This window comes from Roseibium sp. AWQ4_290 (assembly GCF_056160985.1).
Map to the genome: position 1 here is coordinate 286,485 of NZ_JBSWYG010000001.1, position 16,971 is coordinate 303,455.

At 60.3% G+C, this 16,971-nt stretch carries 14 protein-coding genes and 1 other RNA gene; 9 read left to right on the forward strand and 6 right to left on the reverse strand.

Going from position 1 to position 16,971, the window contains the following annotated elements:
• The first annotated feature begins 31 nt into the window (after positions 1 to 31).
• The 4 genes from ssrA (at position 32) to ACXAH0_RS01320 (ending at position 1,598) form a co-directional block, all read left to right on the forward strand.
• Positions 32 to 402, forward strand: a transfer-messenger RNA (tmRNA) gene (gene ssrA, locus ACXAH0_RS01305).
• A 182-nt stretch (positions 403 to 584) separates the two neighbouring features.
• Positions 585 to 1,157 carry an SspB family protein gene (locus ACXAH0_RS01310; RefSeq protein ID WP_475172399.1) on the forward strand — a complete coding sequence of 191 codons (573 nt, stop codon included), beginning with the start codon at positions 585 to 587 and terminating at the stop codon, positions 1,155 to 1,157.
• A 15-nt stretch (positions 1,158 to 1,172) separates the two neighbouring features.
• Positions 1,173 to 1,382 (forward strand): DUF4169 family protein, encoded by a 210-nt coding sequence (locus tag ACXAH0_RS01315; RefSeq protein ID WP_475188496.1) that lies wholly within the window; start codon positions 1,173 to 1,175, stop codon positions 1,380 to 1,382.
• Positions 1,383 to 1,385: 3 nt separating this feature from the next.
• Positions 1,386 to 1,598, forward strand: coding sequence for a ribbon-helix-helix domain-containing protein (locus tag ACXAH0_RS01320; RefSeq protein WP_475172394.1), 213 nt, complete (start codon positions 1,386 to 1,388; stop codon positions 1,596 to 1,598).
• A 174-nt stretch (positions 1,599 to 1,772) separates the two neighbouring features.
• Here ACXAH0_RS01320 and ACXAH0_RS01325 read toward each other — a convergent pair whose 3' ends face one another.
• Entirely contained in the window at positions 1,773 to 5,561 is a 3,789-nt protein-coding gene (locus ACXAH0_RS01325) for an AsmA family protein (RefSeq protein WP_475188498.1), read from the reverse strand.
• 175 nt (positions 5,562 to 5,736) lie between these two features.
• The gene (locus ACXAH0_RS01330) at positions 5,737 to 7,131 is read right to left on the reverse strand and encodes an FAD-binding oxidoreductase (protein WP_475188501.1); all 1,395 of its coding nucleotides are present in this window, start codon (positions 7,129 to 7,131) and stop codon (positions 5,737 to 5,739) included.
• 168 nt (positions 7,132 to 7,299) lie between these two features.
• On the opposite strand from ACXAH0_RS01330, the gene ACXAH0_RS01335 reads away from it, so the two are divergent.
• Both ACXAH0_RS01335 and ACXAH0_RS01340 read left to right on the forward strand, forming a co-directional pair.
• The gene (locus ACXAH0_RS01335) at positions 7,300 to 7,794 is read left to right on the forward strand and encodes a thioesterase family protein (protein WP_475188505.1); all 495 of its coding nucleotides are present in this window, start codon (positions 7,300 to 7,302) and stop codon (positions 7,792 to 7,794) included.
• A gap of 231 nt (positions 7,795 to 8,025) precedes the next feature.
• A complete protein-coding gene (locus tag ACXAH0_RS01340) occupies positions 8,026 to 9,669 on the forward strand; it encodes a chloride channel protein (RefSeq protein WP_475188508.1) in 1,644 nt (547 codons plus the stop codon).
• A 173-nt stretch (positions 9,670 to 9,842) separates the two neighbouring features.
• On the opposite strand, the gene ACXAH0_RS01345 is transcribed toward ACXAH0_RS01340, so the two are convergent.
• Positions 9,843 to 11,657 (reverse strand): aminopeptidase P family protein, encoded by a 1,815-nt coding sequence (locus ACXAH0_RS01345; RefSeq protein WP_475172999.1) that lies wholly within the window; start codon positions 11,655 to 11,657, stop codon positions 9,843 to 9,845.
• A 247-nt stretch (positions 11,658 to 11,904) separates the two neighbouring features.
• On the opposite strand from ACXAH0_RS01345, the gene ACXAH0_RS01350 reads away from it, so the two are divergent.
• A complete protein-coding gene (locus tag ACXAH0_RS01350; protein WP_475172384.1) occupies positions 11,905 to 12,108 on the forward strand; it encodes a hypothetical protein in 204 nt (67 codons plus the stop codon).
• Between the two features lie 160 nt (positions 12,109 to 12,268).
• On the opposite strand, the gene ACXAH0_RS01355 is transcribed toward ACXAH0_RS01350, so the two are convergent.
• Entirely contained in the window at positions 12,269 to 13,159 is an 891-nt protein-coding gene (locus ACXAH0_RS01355; protein ID WP_475188511.1) for a 50S ribosomal protein L11 methyltransferase, read from the reverse strand.
• Between the two features lie 303 nt (positions 13,160 to 13,462).
• On the opposite strand from ACXAH0_RS01355, the gene ACXAH0_RS01360 reads away from it, so the two are divergent.
• Positions 13,463 to 14,092, forward strand: a complete 630-nt coding sequence (locus tag ACXAH0_RS01360; protein ID WP_475188513.1) for a tetratricopeptide repeat protein — start codon at positions 13,463 to 13,465, stop codon at positions 14,090 to 14,092.
• Here ACXAH0_RS01360 and ACXAH0_RS01365 read toward each other — a convergent pair.
• Together ACXAH0_RS01365 and ACXAH0_RS01370 are read right to left on the reverse strand one after the other, a co-directional pair.
• The gene (locus ACXAH0_RS01365; RefSeq protein ID WP_475172378.1) at positions 14,087 to 15,433 is read right to left on the reverse strand and encodes a HAMP domain-containing sensor histidine kinase; all 1,347 of its coding nucleotides are present in this window, start codon (positions 15,431 to 15,433) and stop codon (positions 14,087 to 14,089) included. The genes ACXAH0_RS01360 and ACXAH0_RS01365 overlap by 6 nt on opposite strands.
• A 19-nt stretch (positions 15,434 to 15,452) precedes the next feature.
• Positions 15,453 to 16,190: a response regulator gene (locus ACXAH0_RS01370; RefSeq protein ID WP_475188515.1), complete on the reverse strand. Its 738-nt coding sequence runs from the start codon at positions 16,188 to 16,190 to the stop codon at positions 15,453 to 15,455.
• Between the two features lie 191 nt (positions 16,191 to 16,381).
• On the opposite strand from ACXAH0_RS01370, the gene ACXAH0_RS01375 reads away from it, so the two are divergent.
• Positions 16,382 to 16,930: a hypothetical protein gene (locus tag ACXAH0_RS01375; protein ID WP_475188519.1), complete on the forward strand. Its 549-nt coding sequence runs from the start codon at positions 16,382 to 16,384 to the stop codon at positions 16,928 to 16,930.
• Positions 16,931 to 16,971 lie beyond the last annotated feature (41 nt).

Genomic DNA, 16,971 nt, shown 5'->3' on the forward strand with positions numbered 1-16,971 from the left:
CAGCCGGCTAAGCATTGCTCCGGCCGCAAGGCCCCTTTCCATTCCGCTCTGAAGCGCTTATATCAGGCATGCTGGTTCGCCAGCTATGGCAATAAATTGTCAGTGCAATAAACCTATCGGACCCGGGGGCGGTACCCGGCGCCTCCACCCAAACCCGTGAGCCAGGATCTTGATGGTTCACGGGTTTCGGCGGGGGCGAAATAGGATCGACGAGGGCGTAAAGACTGTGCTTTTGCTCGGCATTGTACCACCGTTATCGGGCTGTTTTAATAGTTGCAAACGACAACTATGCTATGGACAACGCTGTCGCTGCGTAATGCAGTGCCGGTAGTCCTTTAAAGCCCTGCTGGATTAGCACCGGCAGGCGGGGTCCGAAGGCACCTGGCAACAGAAGCCTTCACCTTGCCTTTTCTTGCGTCTTCCCAAACATTCTTTGAACCAGTGGAAAAAGTCCCGGCAGAGTTACTGCCTCGGCAAGGCCGCATTAATCCTGTATCACTTCGAAAATTGACTTTTCTTTTCCGCGCCGGAACGTCAATGTGTGCCGAGATTAACAGATCCCAATCAAGATTCGACGAGAACTGATGTCTGAAGACCTTCTGCGATACGATATCCTGATCCAGGACGCGCTGCGGGGCGCGGTCAAGAAGATCCTTGCCGAAGTCGGCCGCACCGGCCTGCCCGGCGATCATCATTTCTATATTGCCTTTGACACCAACGCGCCCGGCGTGCGCATTTCCCAAAGGCTCAAAGAACGCTACCCGCAGGAAATGACCATTGTGCTCCAGCACCAGTTCTGGGATCTGGCCATAGGCGAGCACGCTTTTGAAGTGGGGCTGTCCTTTGGCGGCGTTCCGGAAAAACTGCTGGTGCCGTTTTCCGCCATTAAGGGCTTCTTTGATCCCTCCGTGCAATTCGCGCTGGAATTCGACCCGGGCAAGACCGCAGAAGAGCTGCCAGAAGAGCTTCTGGAAGCGGTTGAAGAGCTGGCCAAGGCCGAACAGGACCATGCCGACAAGGACACAACGCAGTCCAACGGCCCCACCGAGGCTCCGGCCCCGGGCAAAAAATCCAGCCCGGCCGTGGTCTCAAAACCATCTGAGAATGACGGTGGCGGGGAGGTCGTTTCCCTTGACGCCTTCCGCAAGAAGACCTGACGGCGGAGAGCTCCTGTGAGCGCCGAAATCATCAATCTGCGTCATGCCCGTAAACAGAAACAACGGGAAGGCAAGGAGAAACAGGCGGACAACAACCGGCGCAAATTCGGCCGCACAAAGGCTGAACGCGAAGAAGCACGCAAGCGCCGTGAAACCCTTGAAACACAAGTCGACGGACATCAGCTGGACAGCGCTGGCACGCCGTCTGACAGCGGCACAGATTAAACCGTGGCGCTCGTCAAACGCTCTCTCTCCCTGCATGGGCACCGCACAAGCCTCGCCCTGGAACCGGATTTCTGGGCAGTGGTCGATGACTATGTGGAGGCGGAGAACCGCTCGCTTGCCAGCCTGATCGCCAAAATAGACGATACACGGGATCATGACGATCCCCTGTCCTCCGCCGTCAGGGTCTGGGCGCTGCGTCAGGTAAAGCAAGGCTGAAACGATCATGCAGCCGCAGCATCGCTGACGGACCTGTTCCCGCCTCACAAAAAAAGCCCTATTGGGCCGTGACCAAGAGAGCGTTCAGCAAGGTCCATCGGTAAGGTACACACCCCGCAGGGTGCCGACAATGGGAGCCAGATACGTCCTCCCAGGCAAGAGCCCGAGGGAACGTTACCGAACCCCCGGCAGACCCAAGGCCCCGCCCACATCACGGGTGATCAGGCCTTCAATGGTGATGGGCGGATCAAGTGGCGGCAGACTGCCAGCTGCCCTCGCACCGGTTGAAGGCTGTGGCACGGATTGCGTGGTTTGCGGGTCAGTGTCATTGGCAAGCAGCGCCCGGATCTTTTCGGTCAAGGGCTGCACAGCGGCCTGATCGCCATTGCCAGCAGCTCCGGCGGGCGCAGGCCCGTTTTTCTGGTCTGCAGGGGCCGCCGCCGGGCCGTCTCCAGCTTCAAGCTGCTCCTGGCGCAGCCGGTCCTCTTCAGCCGCCCGGACCGCCGCCTGATCGCGCCGGACCCTGGCTTCCCGTTGATGCTTCAATTCGCGGAAAAACCGGTCCCGTTCCAAGATCTCCGCCTGCAACGTCTCGACCCGCTCGACTTCCTGCTCAAACGCCCGGAGGGTCAGGTAGGCCGTGAATGGGGAAATGTCGACGGACCGTTCCGGCTGCTCAAGCGGTCCTTTGAACAGCAAGCCTACCTGTGGATCGGCACCGGTCACCGCATCCTCGCCCGGATCGATTTTGACAGAAAAATCCGCATCCAGATCCAGGGTCCGCAGATCCAGCTCCCCGGACCCGAAAATCTCCGCCCGGGCGGAATCCACCACCACATTGCGCGCGCTCAACTGACCGCCCGCCAGAGACAACGTTCCGTCCACCCGGTTGAACGGCAGGCTGCCAGCCGCCATGTGATTTTCAAACACGCTATGGATCTTGGCGTCTTCAAGTTCAAGCCCCGCATCGGCCGCCCGCGTCACCTGGGAAAAAGCCTGCGGGTTGAGACCCTGGAACGCGCCGTCTGCCATAGAGAAAGTGCCGCCCCCATTCAGGCCCGCAACAAGGGCAGAGATTGACCGGCCCATGCTGTCAAATTCCAGGAAGAGATCAAGCCCCCCTGAGGCAACCGCCCGGCCAGCCGGGCGCCAGACCAGCTGGCGCAGATCGGCCCCGTCCAGTTTCACCCGCCCGGAGAGGGCGGCCTCGGCCCCCGAGCGTTGCAGGGAAAGGCTTGCTGCCAGCCGGCCGCCCGCAAATGTGCCCGACAGGCCGTCCAGGCGCATGAGGGTCGGCGACAGGCGCAGCTCGGCCTTGGGAGTGGCAATCTCCAAATCATCTTCCAGAAACAGCCGGTCGGCGGACACCTGAAGGGTCAGGTTGATCCCGTCCAGAAGCGGGGCCCCAAAAGAAGCTGTCGGCCAGATACTGCTACCATCACCAGCGGAAAACCACTGATCCGGCCCCAGGACCATTTCGCTCAGATCGCGCAAATCCACACGGCTGGTGTTAAGCGTGCCGCTGAAGCGCCGGTTCTGCTCCCCTGGCGCCGGTTCCAGATCCCCCTCGAGACCACCTTTAAAGTCCGTCGTGCCCACAGTGCCTGCAAGATTGTCAATTTCCAGTTCGCTGCCCTTGCCCTTCAGGTCAAAGGTCAGGTTAGCCGGAAGGGTGCCGCTCATGACGGGCAGGATCTTGCCGGCCATCAGAGCCAGAGGCCCGAGATCCTCCGTCTTGGCGGAGACAGTGGCACTGAATTCCGGCTCTGCCGTCTTTTGCAGCACAAGACTGCCATTGGCCGTCAACTCGGTTGCCCCAAACGTGCCGGAGAGTTCAACAGAAAGGCCATTGGCCGGAACCCCGGAGACAATCGCATAAAGACGCCCCCCGCCGCCGCTATCGACTGGCAGAACATCCAGGCCCAGCTGCTGCAGCAGCCTTGGCCCATCCGGGCCTTTCAAGCCGACGGAGACGTCAATATCCGACTGCTGCCAGGCATCAACACGGCCTTTCAGCCCGGCATTGATCGACGCATCCGCCCCGCCTGCGACCCCGTCAAGCCGCAGGGACATGTCCGTGCCATCCCCGAGGGAGGAGGCTCTCAATTCTCCGTTGAAATTGGCCGGAACGAGGCTTGGGGCAGCTTTTTCAAAGCGTTCGGCAAAGACGGAGCCGGGAAAAAGGCTCCCGGTCAGGGCCACAAGGCCTGAAAGATCACTGGCCTCAAGGGCTCCGGACACCGCCCCTTCCGGTGCGGAGAACAGATCGCGGATCTCACCATTGACATCAATCCGCGCTCCGGCCAGATCGGCGGCAAAAAGCCGGTCGATCCGCACACCGCCATCGGCATATTCGGCTTCCAGGGTCAGCCCCTTGCCGTCGACACCGCGGGCAGAAACCTCGCTGGCCCGTAGCCGGAGGGAGACGTTCAGATCCTTGTGGGCCTGGGCCGCCTTCTCGTCCGCCGCTTTGGGGCGGATCAGGGCCGCCAGCTTTTCAACCGCATCCAGATTGAGCCGGTCCGCATCCAGGTCCAGAGAGAACGTGCCATTGCCGCTTTGCGGGTGGCTATAGGCCAACCCGCCCCGGGCGTCTGATCCGGCAAGGCTAAGACGGAGATTTTCCAGTGCGGCCCCATCTGGGCGCAGATCCAGCCGGCCTTCCAGCACGACCGGCTCCATAGCCGAAGCGCCGGTGTCTTTTTGCCGCCACCAACCGAAAAAGGAACCCGGCTGGTCGGATTTCACGGACAGCGCCCCGCGGTAGCTCACGCTTGGCGCCAGCCCCAGATCCCCCTGGGTTGCAACCGTCGTGCGGCCGGGAAGCCGCCCGGACAGGCGCGCCACTCGCCAGCCGCCCAGCATGGTTTCCAGATCGAGCCGCACATTCTGAATGATGCCTCCGCCGGCCACAAGGGCGGGAACATCCAGGGACACCGTGCCGTCCACCGGCGGCAGCGGCACTGCTTTCAAGGCCGCCACCAACTGGCTTCCAGCCGCTTCGATGGCAACCGGCGCCTTCGGCCCGCCGCCCAGCAGACGGTCCAGATCCACCTGTTTCGACTTCGCCCGGATGTCGAAATGCTTGTCGCCCGCATAGATCAGATCCGCGCTGCCGGTCAGGCTGAGGCGCTTGTCGCCCGGACCATAGCGGAAGACAAAATCAGGCACCGCCACTTCGGCGCTGTCCGCCGTGAAATGACCTTCGGAGGACCAGATGTTCGTATCCTCGTCATCCAGCGGGATCGAGGCGATGTTGAACCGCCCATCAAAGGACGGGGCTGCATCGGCCTGGCTCAACATGCCGTCAAAGGCGAAATTGACGGCCCAGTCGGTCGGCGTCAGCTCCCCCTTGACCCTCAGGCCCTGGCCCTGCTGGGCGCGGCCGGTAGCCACCGAAAGGCTGTAGGGGGTGTTGTCAATGGTCAGGCTGCCCGCCGCCTTGAAGGGCCCTGCCAGCGACCGGGCACTGACTGACAGGTTGCCATTGTCAATATGATGGGTTTCGCCGGAGCGGGCATCGACCACGGTCAGAGCGCCATCATGGATGGTCACCTTGTCAAAGGCAACGTCTTCCGGCGGCAGATTGGCAAGCGCGCCATCGGCCGTGCGCGCCGTCAGCCAGTCAAGCCGTCCGTCCTCATCCAGAGCCAGCGACAGATGGGGCCGGTCCAGCTCCATGTCTGTGACATGAATCTCACCTTTTAGGAGCGGCGGCAGCTCGATCCGCACCTTGAACCGGGAGACAACAAGAAGCGGATCTTCCGCTTCGCCCACCCGAACGTCGGAAAAGCTGATGGACGGGGCTGGCAACAGACGCAGATCCGCCTCCCCCAACACGGTCACTTTGTGGCCAAGCGCGCGTTCCGCGTATCGTTCAAATGTGGAACGGTAGACCGTCCAGTCGACAAAAAACGGCCCGACCAGCGCTGCCACCAGCACCAGAACGACCGTCAGTCCCACTGTGATATAAACGGAGTTCAGGCCGTATCTCCTTGGTTCTCCAACATCACCGGTCTTGCCCCCGGGCCCAACACATCAGCTCTTCGAAACAGCCTCGAGGACCGCGCCAAACCCCGTCCCGAAGACGGGAGTTTCCACACGCTCTACGAGCTTATTGATCTGATTCGATACAATATCATGACTGCGGCAGGATCTTGCCCGGATTCATCAAATTCTGCGGGTCAATAGCCTGCTTGACGGCTGCCATGAGATCCAGCGCATCGCCATGTTCCCGGCGCATGTATTTCTGCTTGCCCTGGCCGATCCCGTGCTCACCAGTACAGGTGCCCTCCATCCCGATGGCCCGCAGGGCCAGACGTTCGGTAAAGCTCTCCGCTTTCCGGCGCTGCGCCGGGTCCTCCAGGTCCACCAGGATCTGCACATGGAAATTTCCATCGCCCACATGGCCGACAATCGGCGCCAGCAGGCCTTCCCGCTCGATATCGGCGGCGGTCTCGCTGACACAGTCCGCCAGCCGCGAGATCGGCACGCACACATCCGTGGCCACGATTTGCGCGTCCGGCTTCAGACCCTTGCCCGCCCAATAGGCATCATGGCGGGCGCTCCAAAGCTTTGTGCGCTCCTCTGCGGCCGTTGCCCATTTGAAGCTTCCCCCGCCGAGTTCCTCAGCAATGGACGAAAACATCTCCGATTGCTCCTGAACCCCGGCATCAGACCCGTGAAACTCCAGAAAAAGCGTCGGGGTTTCCTCCAGATCCAGCTTCGAATACGCATTGCAGGCCTTGACCTGCAGCGTGTCCAGCAATTCGATCCGGGCCACAGGCAGGCCCATCTGGATGGTCATGATGACCGCCTGACAGGCCGATTGCACATCCGGGAACGGGCAGACCCCTCCGGAAATGGCTTCCGGCTGGCCATGGAGGCGGACAGTCAGCTCGGTGATGATCCCGAGCGTGCCTTCTGAACCGACAAACAGCCGGGTCAGATCATATCCGGCCGAGGATTTGCGTGCCCTCCCGCCTGTCTTGACGATCCGGCCGTCGGCGGTGACCACCGTCAGCCCCAGAACCGCATCCTTCATGGTTCCGTATCGGACCGCATTGGTGCCGGAGGCCCGGGTGGCGGCCATGCCACCCAGGCTCGCATCCGCGCCCGGATCAATCGGGAAAAACAGGCCAGTGTCCCGGATGAAGCTGTTGAGCTGCTTGCGGGTCACTCCCGCTTCGACCCGGCAGTCCAGATCCTCGGAATTGACCTCTAGGATCTTATTCATCCGGCTGAGATCTATGCAAATTCCACCTTTGGGGGCATTCACATGCCCCTCCAGCGACGTGCCCGTGCCAAAGGCGATCACAGGCACATTCGACGCGGCGCACACTTTGACGGTTTCGGCAACTTCGTCCGTGGTCTCGGCAAAAAAAACCGCATCAGGCGGCTGATTCGTCAACCAGGTCGTGGTGTGGCCATGCTGTTCGCGCAGAGCCTGCGACGTGGCACAGCGCTCCCCGAACCGCTCTTTCAAAGTTTCAATAACAGCAGATATCATTTCACTCGGGACAGGTGTCCCCATTGCTTGCGCTTCACTTGCCATGCCGGGCTGCGTTCCTTCCTCCCGGAGCCTGATCATGGCTCCGTATCTCAAAAAGGAATATGTTAGCCGGAGACAAAAAGGTCAAAGCCAAATCCGGCTTTTCCGGCAGCGCTTTGTACGAAAATATCCAAAAGGGGGAAGCGGAAGATGAGCGAATGGGACAGCGCGCCGGTGGCAAGCGAAGTCATGACCCTGCGGCAGGAATGGATCGACTATAATGGCCACTTGAACATGGCCTATTACAACGTCCTGTTCGACATGGCCGTGGATGCGGTGTTTGACCGGATCGGTCTTGGCCCCAGCTATGTGAAGGCCCGCAGCGCCTCCTTCTTCACCGCAGAAGCCCATGTCTGCTATGTGCGGGAACTGGCCGCCGGGACGCCTGTGGTAGCCACGTTTCAACTGATTGGGCTGGATGAAAAACGGGCGCATTTCTTTCAGGAGCTACGCCATGCAGAAGAGGGCTGGCTGTCGGCGACCTGCGAACAGCTCAGCCTGCATGTGGACATGGCGGCCCGCAAGGTGGCCCCGTGGCCCCAGGATATCCTGGCCAATCTCAAGACACTAGAAACAGCCCATTCCGGGCTATCAGTGCCGGAGCGGGCCGGACGGCGCATTCAAATCCCCTCAAAGCCCAGCTAAACAGGGAAAACAGCAACACTTTGCAGTGATTTGGACCGTTTCGCCGCCTGGAAGACCTGTTCTTTCCCGCCGACTCGGGCAAAATGGGACATTGGAGCGTGTCGCGTTCATCCGGAGTGAACCTGTTTTGTCTTTTGTGCTGGAATCTCTGATGAAAGGCAGCGAAAGACAAATTCAGTCAAACGCGATTTGTTCCAGAGGTTCAACGCTGTCCCCAACCCGGCCCGACTGATGCGCAAAATCATTGAAACCGCCGGTCATTTGCCCGACATCCTGATCAGCTGGATCACGCCGAATATCCGCCAGTTCCGGGCCAGTAAACTGCCCCTTGTTTGGCTGCTCGCGATTGTGGTCGGCCTTCTGGTCGCCTGTGCGGCCATCCTGTTCCGCACCGCCATCGGCCTTGTGCAACTGCCCTGGCTCGGCACCGCCACGGAACTGACCATCGTGGCCGCCATGCGGCAGCCCTGGTGGGTCATCCTGCTGGCCCCAGCCGCCGCCGGACTGATCGTCGGCTGGATCCTGCACAGTTTTCACCCCTATCAGCGCGCGGGCGGAGTTGCCGATGTGATCGAGGCCCGCGCTTATGGCGGGCGCGGCCTACCCTTGAAAGCAGGGCTCTGGTCTGCGCTTGTCACCGTGATTTCCCTGGGCGGCGGCGCCAGTGCGGGCCGGGAAGGCCCCGTCGTGCATCTGGGCGCGACACTGGGCACGGCGGTTTGCCAGTTTTTCCAATTGCCCGATTCCGCCCGCCGCATGTTGCTGGCCTGTGCGGTTGCCAGCGGGGTGTCCGCCTCCTTTAATGCGCCGATCGCAGGGGTGCTGTTTGCCCATGAGGTCGTGCTCGGCCACTATGCGGTCTCCGCCTTTGTGCCGATCGTGCTGGCCTCCGTCGGCGGCACCCTGCTCTCCCGGCTCTGGTTTGGCGATGTCGCCGCCTTCGAGATCCCCCAGTATGAAATCACCTCCTATCTGGAGATTCCGGCTTTTGCCCTGCTCGGCCTGACCTGTGCGGCTGTTGCCATCATTTTCCAGTTTGCCCTGATCGGCACGGACTGGACCGCACGCAACATCACCATGCCGCTCTGGCTGCGGCCGGTCATCGGCGGGCTGGCGGTCGGCGCGCTCGGCATCTTCTTTCCCGCCATTTTGGGGGTTGGCTATGAGGCAACGGATCTGGCCCTGAAACACGAGCTGACCATCACGACCATGGTCACGCTTCTGGTGGTGAAGACGGCGGCCACCTCCATCACCCTCGCCTCCCGGTTCGGCGGCGGGATCTTCTCGCCGTCCCTCTATATCGGAGCGATGACGGGCGGCACCTTCGGCCTGATCGCCGCCTCCGTTTTTCCGGAAATGGCGTCCAGCCACGGCCTTTACGCGATCCTGGGCATGGGCGCGGTGGCAGCCGCCGTGCTTGGCGCCCCTTTTTCGACAACGGTGATCGTGTTCGAGCTGACCGGCGGCTATGCCCTGTCCATTGCGCTGCTGCTGGCCGTGTCCATCGCAACAGGCCTGACCCAGGCCGTACATGGAAAATCCTATTTCCACTGGCAGCTCGGCATGCGCGGCTGCTTTGTCAATGAAGGCGTGCACCAGTTCCTGAGCGAAACGGTGAAAGTGCGTGATTTCATGGACCCGCCACCGGAGAGCGAAGAAGAGTGCCGGTTCAATCCGGGGGAAGACGGCCCCTATCTTCATGACACGGACACGCTGGAAAGTGCGCTGAAAAGCTTCGATTCCTGCGGCAAGGCCAGTCTTCCCGTGGTGCGCAAGGGAGATGCCACGCAGATTATCGGCGTGGCCCGCCATGTCCGCGGCCTGCGCTACTTCAACGCCGCCATGATCAAGGCGACCAAGGAAGAACATCACTAAAGTGACTATCGCGTTGATCCGGTTGCAGATCACAGATGTCAGGCAAGACCGGAAGTGGACCAAAATTGCAGCTTGGTCATAACGGATACTCTAACAGAAGCACCACAAACGAAAACCGCATGAAGACGGCGATGTCTCCACGCGGCAGACGGTGTATTCCGTAACCTCCGGGCTCAGATCTCCTTCGTGGCCTGTTCCAGCCAGATCCGTTCCTTGTCACCAACAAGCGGGCCGACTTCCGCGCGCACCCGCGCGTGATAGGCGTTCAACCACGCCCGTTCGGCCTCTGTCAGCAAAGCCGGTTCGATCAGGCGCAGATCCATTGGTACCAGGGTGATGGTTTCAAAGCCGAGCATCGGGCGCTCTCCACCGGCGATCTCCCGCGCTTCGGTAACGATTTCAAGATTCTCGATCCGGATGCCGTAGTCCCCGGCCGGATAATAACCCGGCTCGTTGGACAGGATCATGCCGGATTTGAGCGGCACCGTGCCGGTCTTGGCAATGCGCTGCGGCCCTTCATGGACGCCCAGATAGGCGCCAACCCCATGTCCCGTGCCATGGTCGAAATCAAGCCCGGCCTTCCAAAGATCGATCCGGGCCAGCGTGTCCAGTTGGGCGCCGGTGGTGCCTTCGGGAAACTTCGCCGTGGAGATGGCGATATGGCCTTTCAGGACGAGCGTGAAATTGCGCTTCATCTGTGCGCTCATGGTACCGACCGCCAGCGTGCGGGTGATGTCGGTGGTTCCGTCTTCATACTGGCCGCCGGAATCGATCAGGAACGGCTTGCCGGCCGGCACCGGCAGGTTGCTGGACCGGCTGACCCGGTAGTGGCAGATAGCCCCATTGGGGCCCGCCCCGGAAATGGTATCGAAGGAAATATCCTTTAGCAGCCCGGTTTCCCGCCGGAAGTCTTCCAGCTTTTCCGCCACCGCAATCTCGTCCAGGCCGCCTTTGGGCGCTTCCTCATCGAACCAGCACAGGAAGCGCACATAAGCGGCCGCATCCCTGAGATGGGCGTCCCGCGCGCCTTTCAGCTCTGTTTCATTCTTGACCGCTTTGGGCAGCAGAACCGGGTCCTGCGCCTCCACCAGCGTGCCACCGGCCTTCGTGATGGCGTCGGCAATGCCGATCCCGGCCAGCGTCGGATCGATCATCACACTCTGTCCCGCCGCGCCAAGGGATTTCAGCCCGGACATAAACTCTCCCGGTTCAGCCAGATCGGCCAGCCCGCTCAAGGCATCGCGCACGGAATTGGAGAGTTTCCGGCCGTCTATATAAAGCGATGGTTTACCCGCCGCCGGAACGGTCGCAAAGGATAGGGGCAGCGGCGTGTGGGTGACATCAGAACCGCGGATATTCAAGAGCCAGGCAATGGAATCGGGCTGGGTCAGTACACAGGCATCCGCCTTTTTGTCTGCCAGAACAGACTGAATTTCTGCAATCTTGGCGGCCGCCGGCTGTCCGGCAAGCGCCTCGGGATAAAGAACCACATCCCCAAGCGGCGGTTCGGGCTGATGCTCCCAGACACTGTCCACGGGATTCTCTTCAAGCAGCACCAGTTCCGCACCGGCCTCCGCACAGATCTTGCGCAGCTGCCGCACCTCGCGCACGGTGTGCAGCATCGCATCCGCCCCAAGCTTCTGCCCCGGTTTCAGGTGGGTCTCCAGCCACTCGGTCAGCGGCTCCTTGACCAGGTGCCGGGCGGGAAACACCTCCATGTCCACCTGTTCGCGCACCTGGATCGTGTAGCGCCCGTCTACAAAGACTGCGGCCTTGTCCCCCAACACGGCAGCGGCCCCTGCCGATCCGGTAAAGCCGGTCAGCCATTGCAGGCGGCAATCATGGGGCGGCACATATTCCCCCTGATGGGCATCCGCACGCGGGATCAGGAAGCCGTCGAGACCGCGGCGGGAAAGTTCGGCCCTGAGAAGCGCTGCATGCGGCGCCCCGCAGGAGGGATCACTGAGATCATCGAAGGATTGGAACATGGGCGGCACGGTAATTTGCTCAAGAGCCCGGATCAAGCCAGATTCTCACTGCGGCCGCGTTGCCTGTGCAGGATAGCCAGAGTCGCATTTTGCAATGCAGCATTCTTTTCGCATATGCGAAATATGCAGAGCTGACATGCAGCTGCCCCCCTACCTAAGGCCCTAGAAACCCTGCATATATAAATCAACAAAAACAAAGATGTTTCTCCCTAGGGAAGCTCTTAACCTTCAAATGGGACTAACCATTATGACCATCGCTACGACCACTTCGACTCGCACGGGCAACGGCTTTGTGCGCCGCGCTTTTGACCGCATGATTGAAGCTCGCTCTCAGCAGGCCCGCCGGTATGTGAACGGATATCTTCTGTCACTTGATGACGCGACTCTCGCAGCGCACGGCTATGACCGTGACCAGCTGGAACGGGAAGGCGCAGTCACCAACCCTTTCTAAGGGGCTCAGGCGCGACCAACGTACTGTGCACGCAAAAAGGCCTACCGATGTTTTCGGTGGGCCTTTCTCGTTGCAGCGCACTGCTTTGCAGCACAGCCCCCCGCGGATTCGACCCGCGCCGTCAGGCCCGTACCGGAAGAGAGAGGCACCTGCCGGCGGATCATGCCCAAGAGCGGCCCCTGACGAGGGTCAGCGTCAGCCAGCCGTTTTTCTCGCGCCGCCGGTCCAGCACAAATCCCTGGCAGCGATACGCAAAAAGGATGCGCGGGCCATCTTCCACCCGCAGGCCGGACAGAACCAGCGTCGCAGTCCCGGACATGTTCTCACCGATGGACCGGGCCATTTTCATCAGCGGCCGGGCAAGAATATTGGCAATCACAAGATCAAATGGCCCGTAGAGCGAAAAGCGGCGGTCCTCCACCCCGTTGGCCGTAAAACCACGCACAAGATGCCCTGTACCATTGAGCCGGGCATTGTCCAGCGCCGTGCGGGTTGCCACCGGGTCGATATCGGTTGCCAGAACCGGCTGCCGGGCCTTCAGGGCAGCGGCAATGGCCAGGACGCCGGTGCCCGTGCCCAGATCCAGGATGCTGGCATATTCGCGTAAAGATAACAAACGGTCGATTTCCTCAAGGCAGCCCGCCGTGGTGCCATGGTGTCCGGTTCCAAAGGCAAGTGCCGCCTCGATTTCAAGGCCGATGGCTCCGGGCGGCACCTTGCCCCGGTCATGCTTGCCATGAACCAGAAACCGGCCAGCCTGAACCGGTTTCAGACCTTCAAGGCTTTTCTCCACCCAGTTGAGATCGGGCAATTCTTCCGCCTCCAGCGGCGCTGCAAAGGCATCCGTTCCGGTCCGGTCGCGCACAAGGGCGGCCGCGTCTTCCGGCTCCATGCCGAACAGCAGAATTTCCGCAGACCACAACGAGCCGTCTTCCACCAACTCGAAAATGGAAATCGGGTTGCCGTCCTCTTCGAAGGCCCGTTCCAGAATATCCGCGATCCGTTTTGCTTCCAGTTCTTCGGCTACGATTCGCACCCGGATGGTCTTCATGCCCGTGCCCGCCTTGACTATGTCGGTTCAGAGCGAGCGGTATAATACCAATCTCTATTGATAGAAACCTGTCTGATCGCTTTTTCCAGTTTGCAGACAAGGCCCGGTGCGCAGGATGGCGTGCTGGGCCGTTCCACCAGCGCTGCGCCGTGCGGCAGGTTGGAAAACGCCACCGGAGACCTCCAAAGCCGGTCCGCTTGGTCTTAATCAAGTGAGGTTGGCAATACCACTCACTGGCCAAACCCTGCAGCTGCGCCATTTCTGATCAAAGGTCAGGGAGCAGACAAGGGGGAGCGCAAGCCAATGCTGAATGGCCAGAACCGGGGAGAAGCCCGGACAAGGGGGGCAAGGCCCCCTTTGTCGCAGACCGGTTTTGCACTTGCCGGGGCACTCGCGTTCTGTCTTTGCGTTTGCTTTGGCGCGGTGAGCCTGATCGCGGCCTCAAACACCACTGCAGCCTCAGCCTCTGCCGTTGAAGAGGATTTGTTCACGGCCTTGAAAAACGCGCCCAATGAAACGACAGCCCGTGCAATTGAAAGGCAGATCTGGGCCACCTGGATTGACGCGGCCCCGGCACCGGAACTCAAGACACGGCTGGAGGCCGCCATGACTCTGCGCAGCCAGTATGATTTTGCCGGTGCCAAGGACCTTCTTGATGCCATCACACGCGAGGCACCCGGCTATGCGGAAGGCTGGAACCAGCGGGCGTTTGTTTTGTTTCTGCAAGGAAATTATGAGGACAGTCTGGCCGATATTGACAAGGTTCTGGAGCTTGAACCCCGGCATTTCGGCGCTCTGTCCGGCAAGGCCATGATTTTCATGGCCCAGGGACGGGCAAAACTGGCACAAGATACGCTCCGCCGCGCCGTCAGCATTCACCCCTATCTGAAGGAGAGGTTCCTGCTCATCAAGCCGAAGGGACAGGAGCTATAGGGCTCCGCTCCCGGAAAAGATACCCTTCTCTGCCGACTTGGAGGCGACCGGAAAGGCCAAGCGCACGGTCAGGCCGCCCCCGGGGGTTTCCAGAAGCAACAGCGTACCACCTGCTGCTTCCACAATGGCCTTTGTCGTGGCCAGCCCCAGTCCGAACCCGGTGTCCTTGCGGATCTGCCGCGCATCATCCCCACGTTCAAAGGGTTCCAGCAACCGGCTGCGGTCCGGCGCCGGAATGCCCGGTCCATGGTCGATGACATCGATACGGATCCGCCCGTTTCCGGCCGCCGCCTCGATTTCCACCCCATTTGCATATTGATTGGCATTCTCGATCAGATTGGAGAGGGCCCGCTCAAACTCCCCCTTGCGCGCCCGCACGGAGAACCGGCCCCGACAACGCAGTTCAATGGAAAATCCCAGATCCTGGTACTGATCCACCAGGGACTGCAGCAAGCTGGGCACATCGATCCGCAAGACCGGTTCGGAGCTGCCCCCATCCCTCAAGAAGGTCAGGGCGGCCGTGATTTGCCGGTCCATGACTTTCAGGTCTTCCAGGCTGCGGTCGCGAATGTCACCGTCTTCCAAAAGATCAAGGCGCAAACGCAGCCGTGTCAGAGGTGTTCGCAGATCATGACTTATGGCAGCCAGCGTGCGGGTGCGCCGTTCCAGAAACTCGTGAATGCGCAATTGCATGCGGTTAAAGGCCTGCGCCGCAATACGCACTTCCTTTGGCCCCTTTTCCTTGACCAGAACCGGGTCTGTTGAGGTTTCACCGAATTTCGACGCCGAACTGGCCAGATCTGCAATCGGTGCTGCGACAGAGCGGGCCGCCCAGACCATCAACGCAATGACAGAAAGTACAAGAAATCCGGTGAAGAGATAAAAGGAAATGCCGAAGACGGGTGGCGGTGGGCCGCGAAAGCCCCATTGTGTCAGAATAAGGTTGCCATCCCTCAGCCGGATATAGAGTTCCGGTGGAGCCCAATTGCCCAGTTCCCGGTAGAATTGGATATGCTCGACCCGCATGCCCAGCAACGTATCCCCCAAGCGGAACGGGCCGGTTTCCCGGGGACCTTTCTCATCAACAGCCTTTTTCAAATCGGATTCGTCAACAAAGCTGATCTTGAGAAACGGATCTTCCTTGCGCAGTTCTTCCAAAACAGCCGCCCGCTGGTCTGCAGGCGTCTCATTGAGCTTGGTCACCGCAATGCTGACCAGGTGACTGTTCATCACCGACAGATTATTTTCGAGCGCAAGCCGAACGAAATGCATGGCGACGGCGCTCGAGATCATCATGATGATACCGGCAAGAACCATGAGTACCATAACCTGGCGCAACATGGTGTCTGGCCAAAAACGCCTAAGCATGCGCCCTTTCGTGGCCATCACGGTGAACAGGCGCAACAAACTCGTATCCGCCGGAGCGCACGGTCCGAATGAACTGATAGAGAGCCCCGCCCGCCTCCAGTTTTGAGCGCAACCGGCTGATCAGAATGTCGATGTTGCGGCCGTTGGACGCCCCGATCTGGCCCATGGTCAGCTCAATCAGCTGGTCCCGGCTCAGCACCCGGCCACTGCGCTCAGCCAGAACCTGAAGCAGGTTGAATTCAGCCGGCGTCAGGGAAATCAGAGCGTATTGGGTGTTCAGAAGGGTTCGGGCCCGGCAGTCCATTTCCCAGCCCTCGAAACACAGTTTGCCGCCAGATACGGGCGCCACATTGCCCGCCAGTTCCACCCGGCGGAACAGGGCCCGCACCCGCGCAATCAGCTCCCGGGGGTTGAAGGGTTTCGGCAGATAGTCATCCGCGCCGACTTCCAGTCCGACCACCCGGTCGATATCCTCGTTTTTCGCAGACACGATGATAATCGGCACCGGGCTGTTCGCCCGCAGGCGGCGGCAGATGCTGATGCCATCCTCCCCGGGCAACATCAGATCCAGCACAATAAGGTCGACCCGGTTACCCGCGAGAAGCCGGTCCATTTCGGACGCATCGCACGCAATGGTAACCTTGAAGTCATTCGAGACGAGATGCCGCTTGATCAGCATCCCGATCTCAGGATCGTCTTCGACGACAAGAATATGGGAGGGTCTAAGCATGGGCGGACCTTATCCGAGATCTTGGGAAAATTTCATCAAGAAATTTACATGGATCGTTTCTGTGTATTTCTAAATTCCTGAATGGAAACGAAGCGAAATCACCACTCCTCACAGGTTAACACGCTATTAACCTACAGGGCGCATTCCTGATTTCAAGACAGTTGCAGAGACCCATTTCAGGAGCAAATCTCATGATGTCAATTGGCTCAATGCCGGTGACTCCGGCCACCGGATCCTCCCCGCGGGACCAGATTGTAAGCACGCTTGAGGAACAGGTTGAATCCGGTGAGATCACTTCGGAAGATTCCGATGCCATGCTCGCCGCACTGGACTCCATGCATGAAGCGCGGATGGCGGCCGGAGAATCGGACGAAAATTCGGGACCGCCGTCGGAAGACGAAATGCAGTCCAATTTCGAAAGCATGCTTTCGGAGCAGGTCGAGGCAGGCACCCTTACGGAAGATCAGGCAGATGAGCTGAGCGCACTATTTGAAAGCGGTGAACTTGCTCCGCCGCCTCCGCCGCCACCACCCGCAGACGCCGCTTCGAGCACGGAGACCGACTCCAGCAGCGATGAGGACACCACAACAAGCACCTCCTCCAGCACGAGCAGCGAACTGACGACAGAAGACCTGATGAGCGCGCTTTTGGAACAGCTCAAGAACAGCTCGGGCTACGACAATTCCGGAAGCACGGCATCGTCCTCAACCGATTCCGTTTTTGCGGATTTTCTGGTCTGACCCTTTTGCGAACACCTGGCTGATTGCCCGTCAAGGCCGGG

Coding starts and splice junctions, on each gene's coding strand:
- ACXAH0_RS01310 (WP_475172399.1), top strand. CDS start 585: ATGTCTGAAGACCTTCTGCGATACGATATCCTGATCCAGGACGCGCTG.
- ACXAH0_RS01330 (WP_475188501.1), bottom strand. CDS start 7,131: ATGGGGACACCTGTCCCGAGTGAAATGATATCTGCTGTTATTGAAACT.
- ACXAH0_RS01335 (WP_475188505.1), top strand. CDS start 7,300: ATGAGCGAATGGGACAGCGCGCCGGTGGCAAGCGAAGTCATGACCCTG.
- ACXAH0_RS01340 (WP_475188508.1), top strand. CDS start 8,026: ATGCGCAAAATCATTGAAACCGCCGGTCATTTGCCCGACATCCTGATC.
- ACXAH0_RS01345 (WP_475172999.1), bottom strand. CDS start 11,657: ATGTTCCAATCCTTCGATGATCTCAGTGATCCCTCCTGCGGGGCGCCG.
- ACXAH0_RS01350 (WP_475172384.1), top strand. CDS start 11,905: ATGACCATCGCTACGACCACTTCGACTCGCACGGGCAACGGCTTTGTG.
- ACXAH0_RS01355 (WP_475188511.1), bottom strand. CDS start 13,159: ATGAAGACCATCCGGGTGCGAATCGTAGCCGAAGAACTGGAAGCAAAA.
- ACXAH0_RS01360 (WP_475188513.1), top strand. CDS start 13,463: ATGCTGAATGGCCAGAACCGGGGAGAAGCCCGGACAAGGGGGGCAAGG.
- ACXAH0_RS01365 (WP_475172378.1), bottom strand. CDS start 15,433: ATGTTGCGCCAGGTTATGGTACTCATGGTTCTTGCCGGTATCATCATG.
- ACXAH0_RS01370 (WP_475188515.1), bottom strand. CDS start 16,190: ATGCTTAGACCCTCCCATATTCTTGTCGTCGAAGACGATCCTGAGATC.
- ACXAH0_RS01375 (WP_475188519.1), top strand. CDS start 16,382: ATGATGTCAATTGGCTCAATGCCGGTGACTCCGGCCACCGGATCCTCC.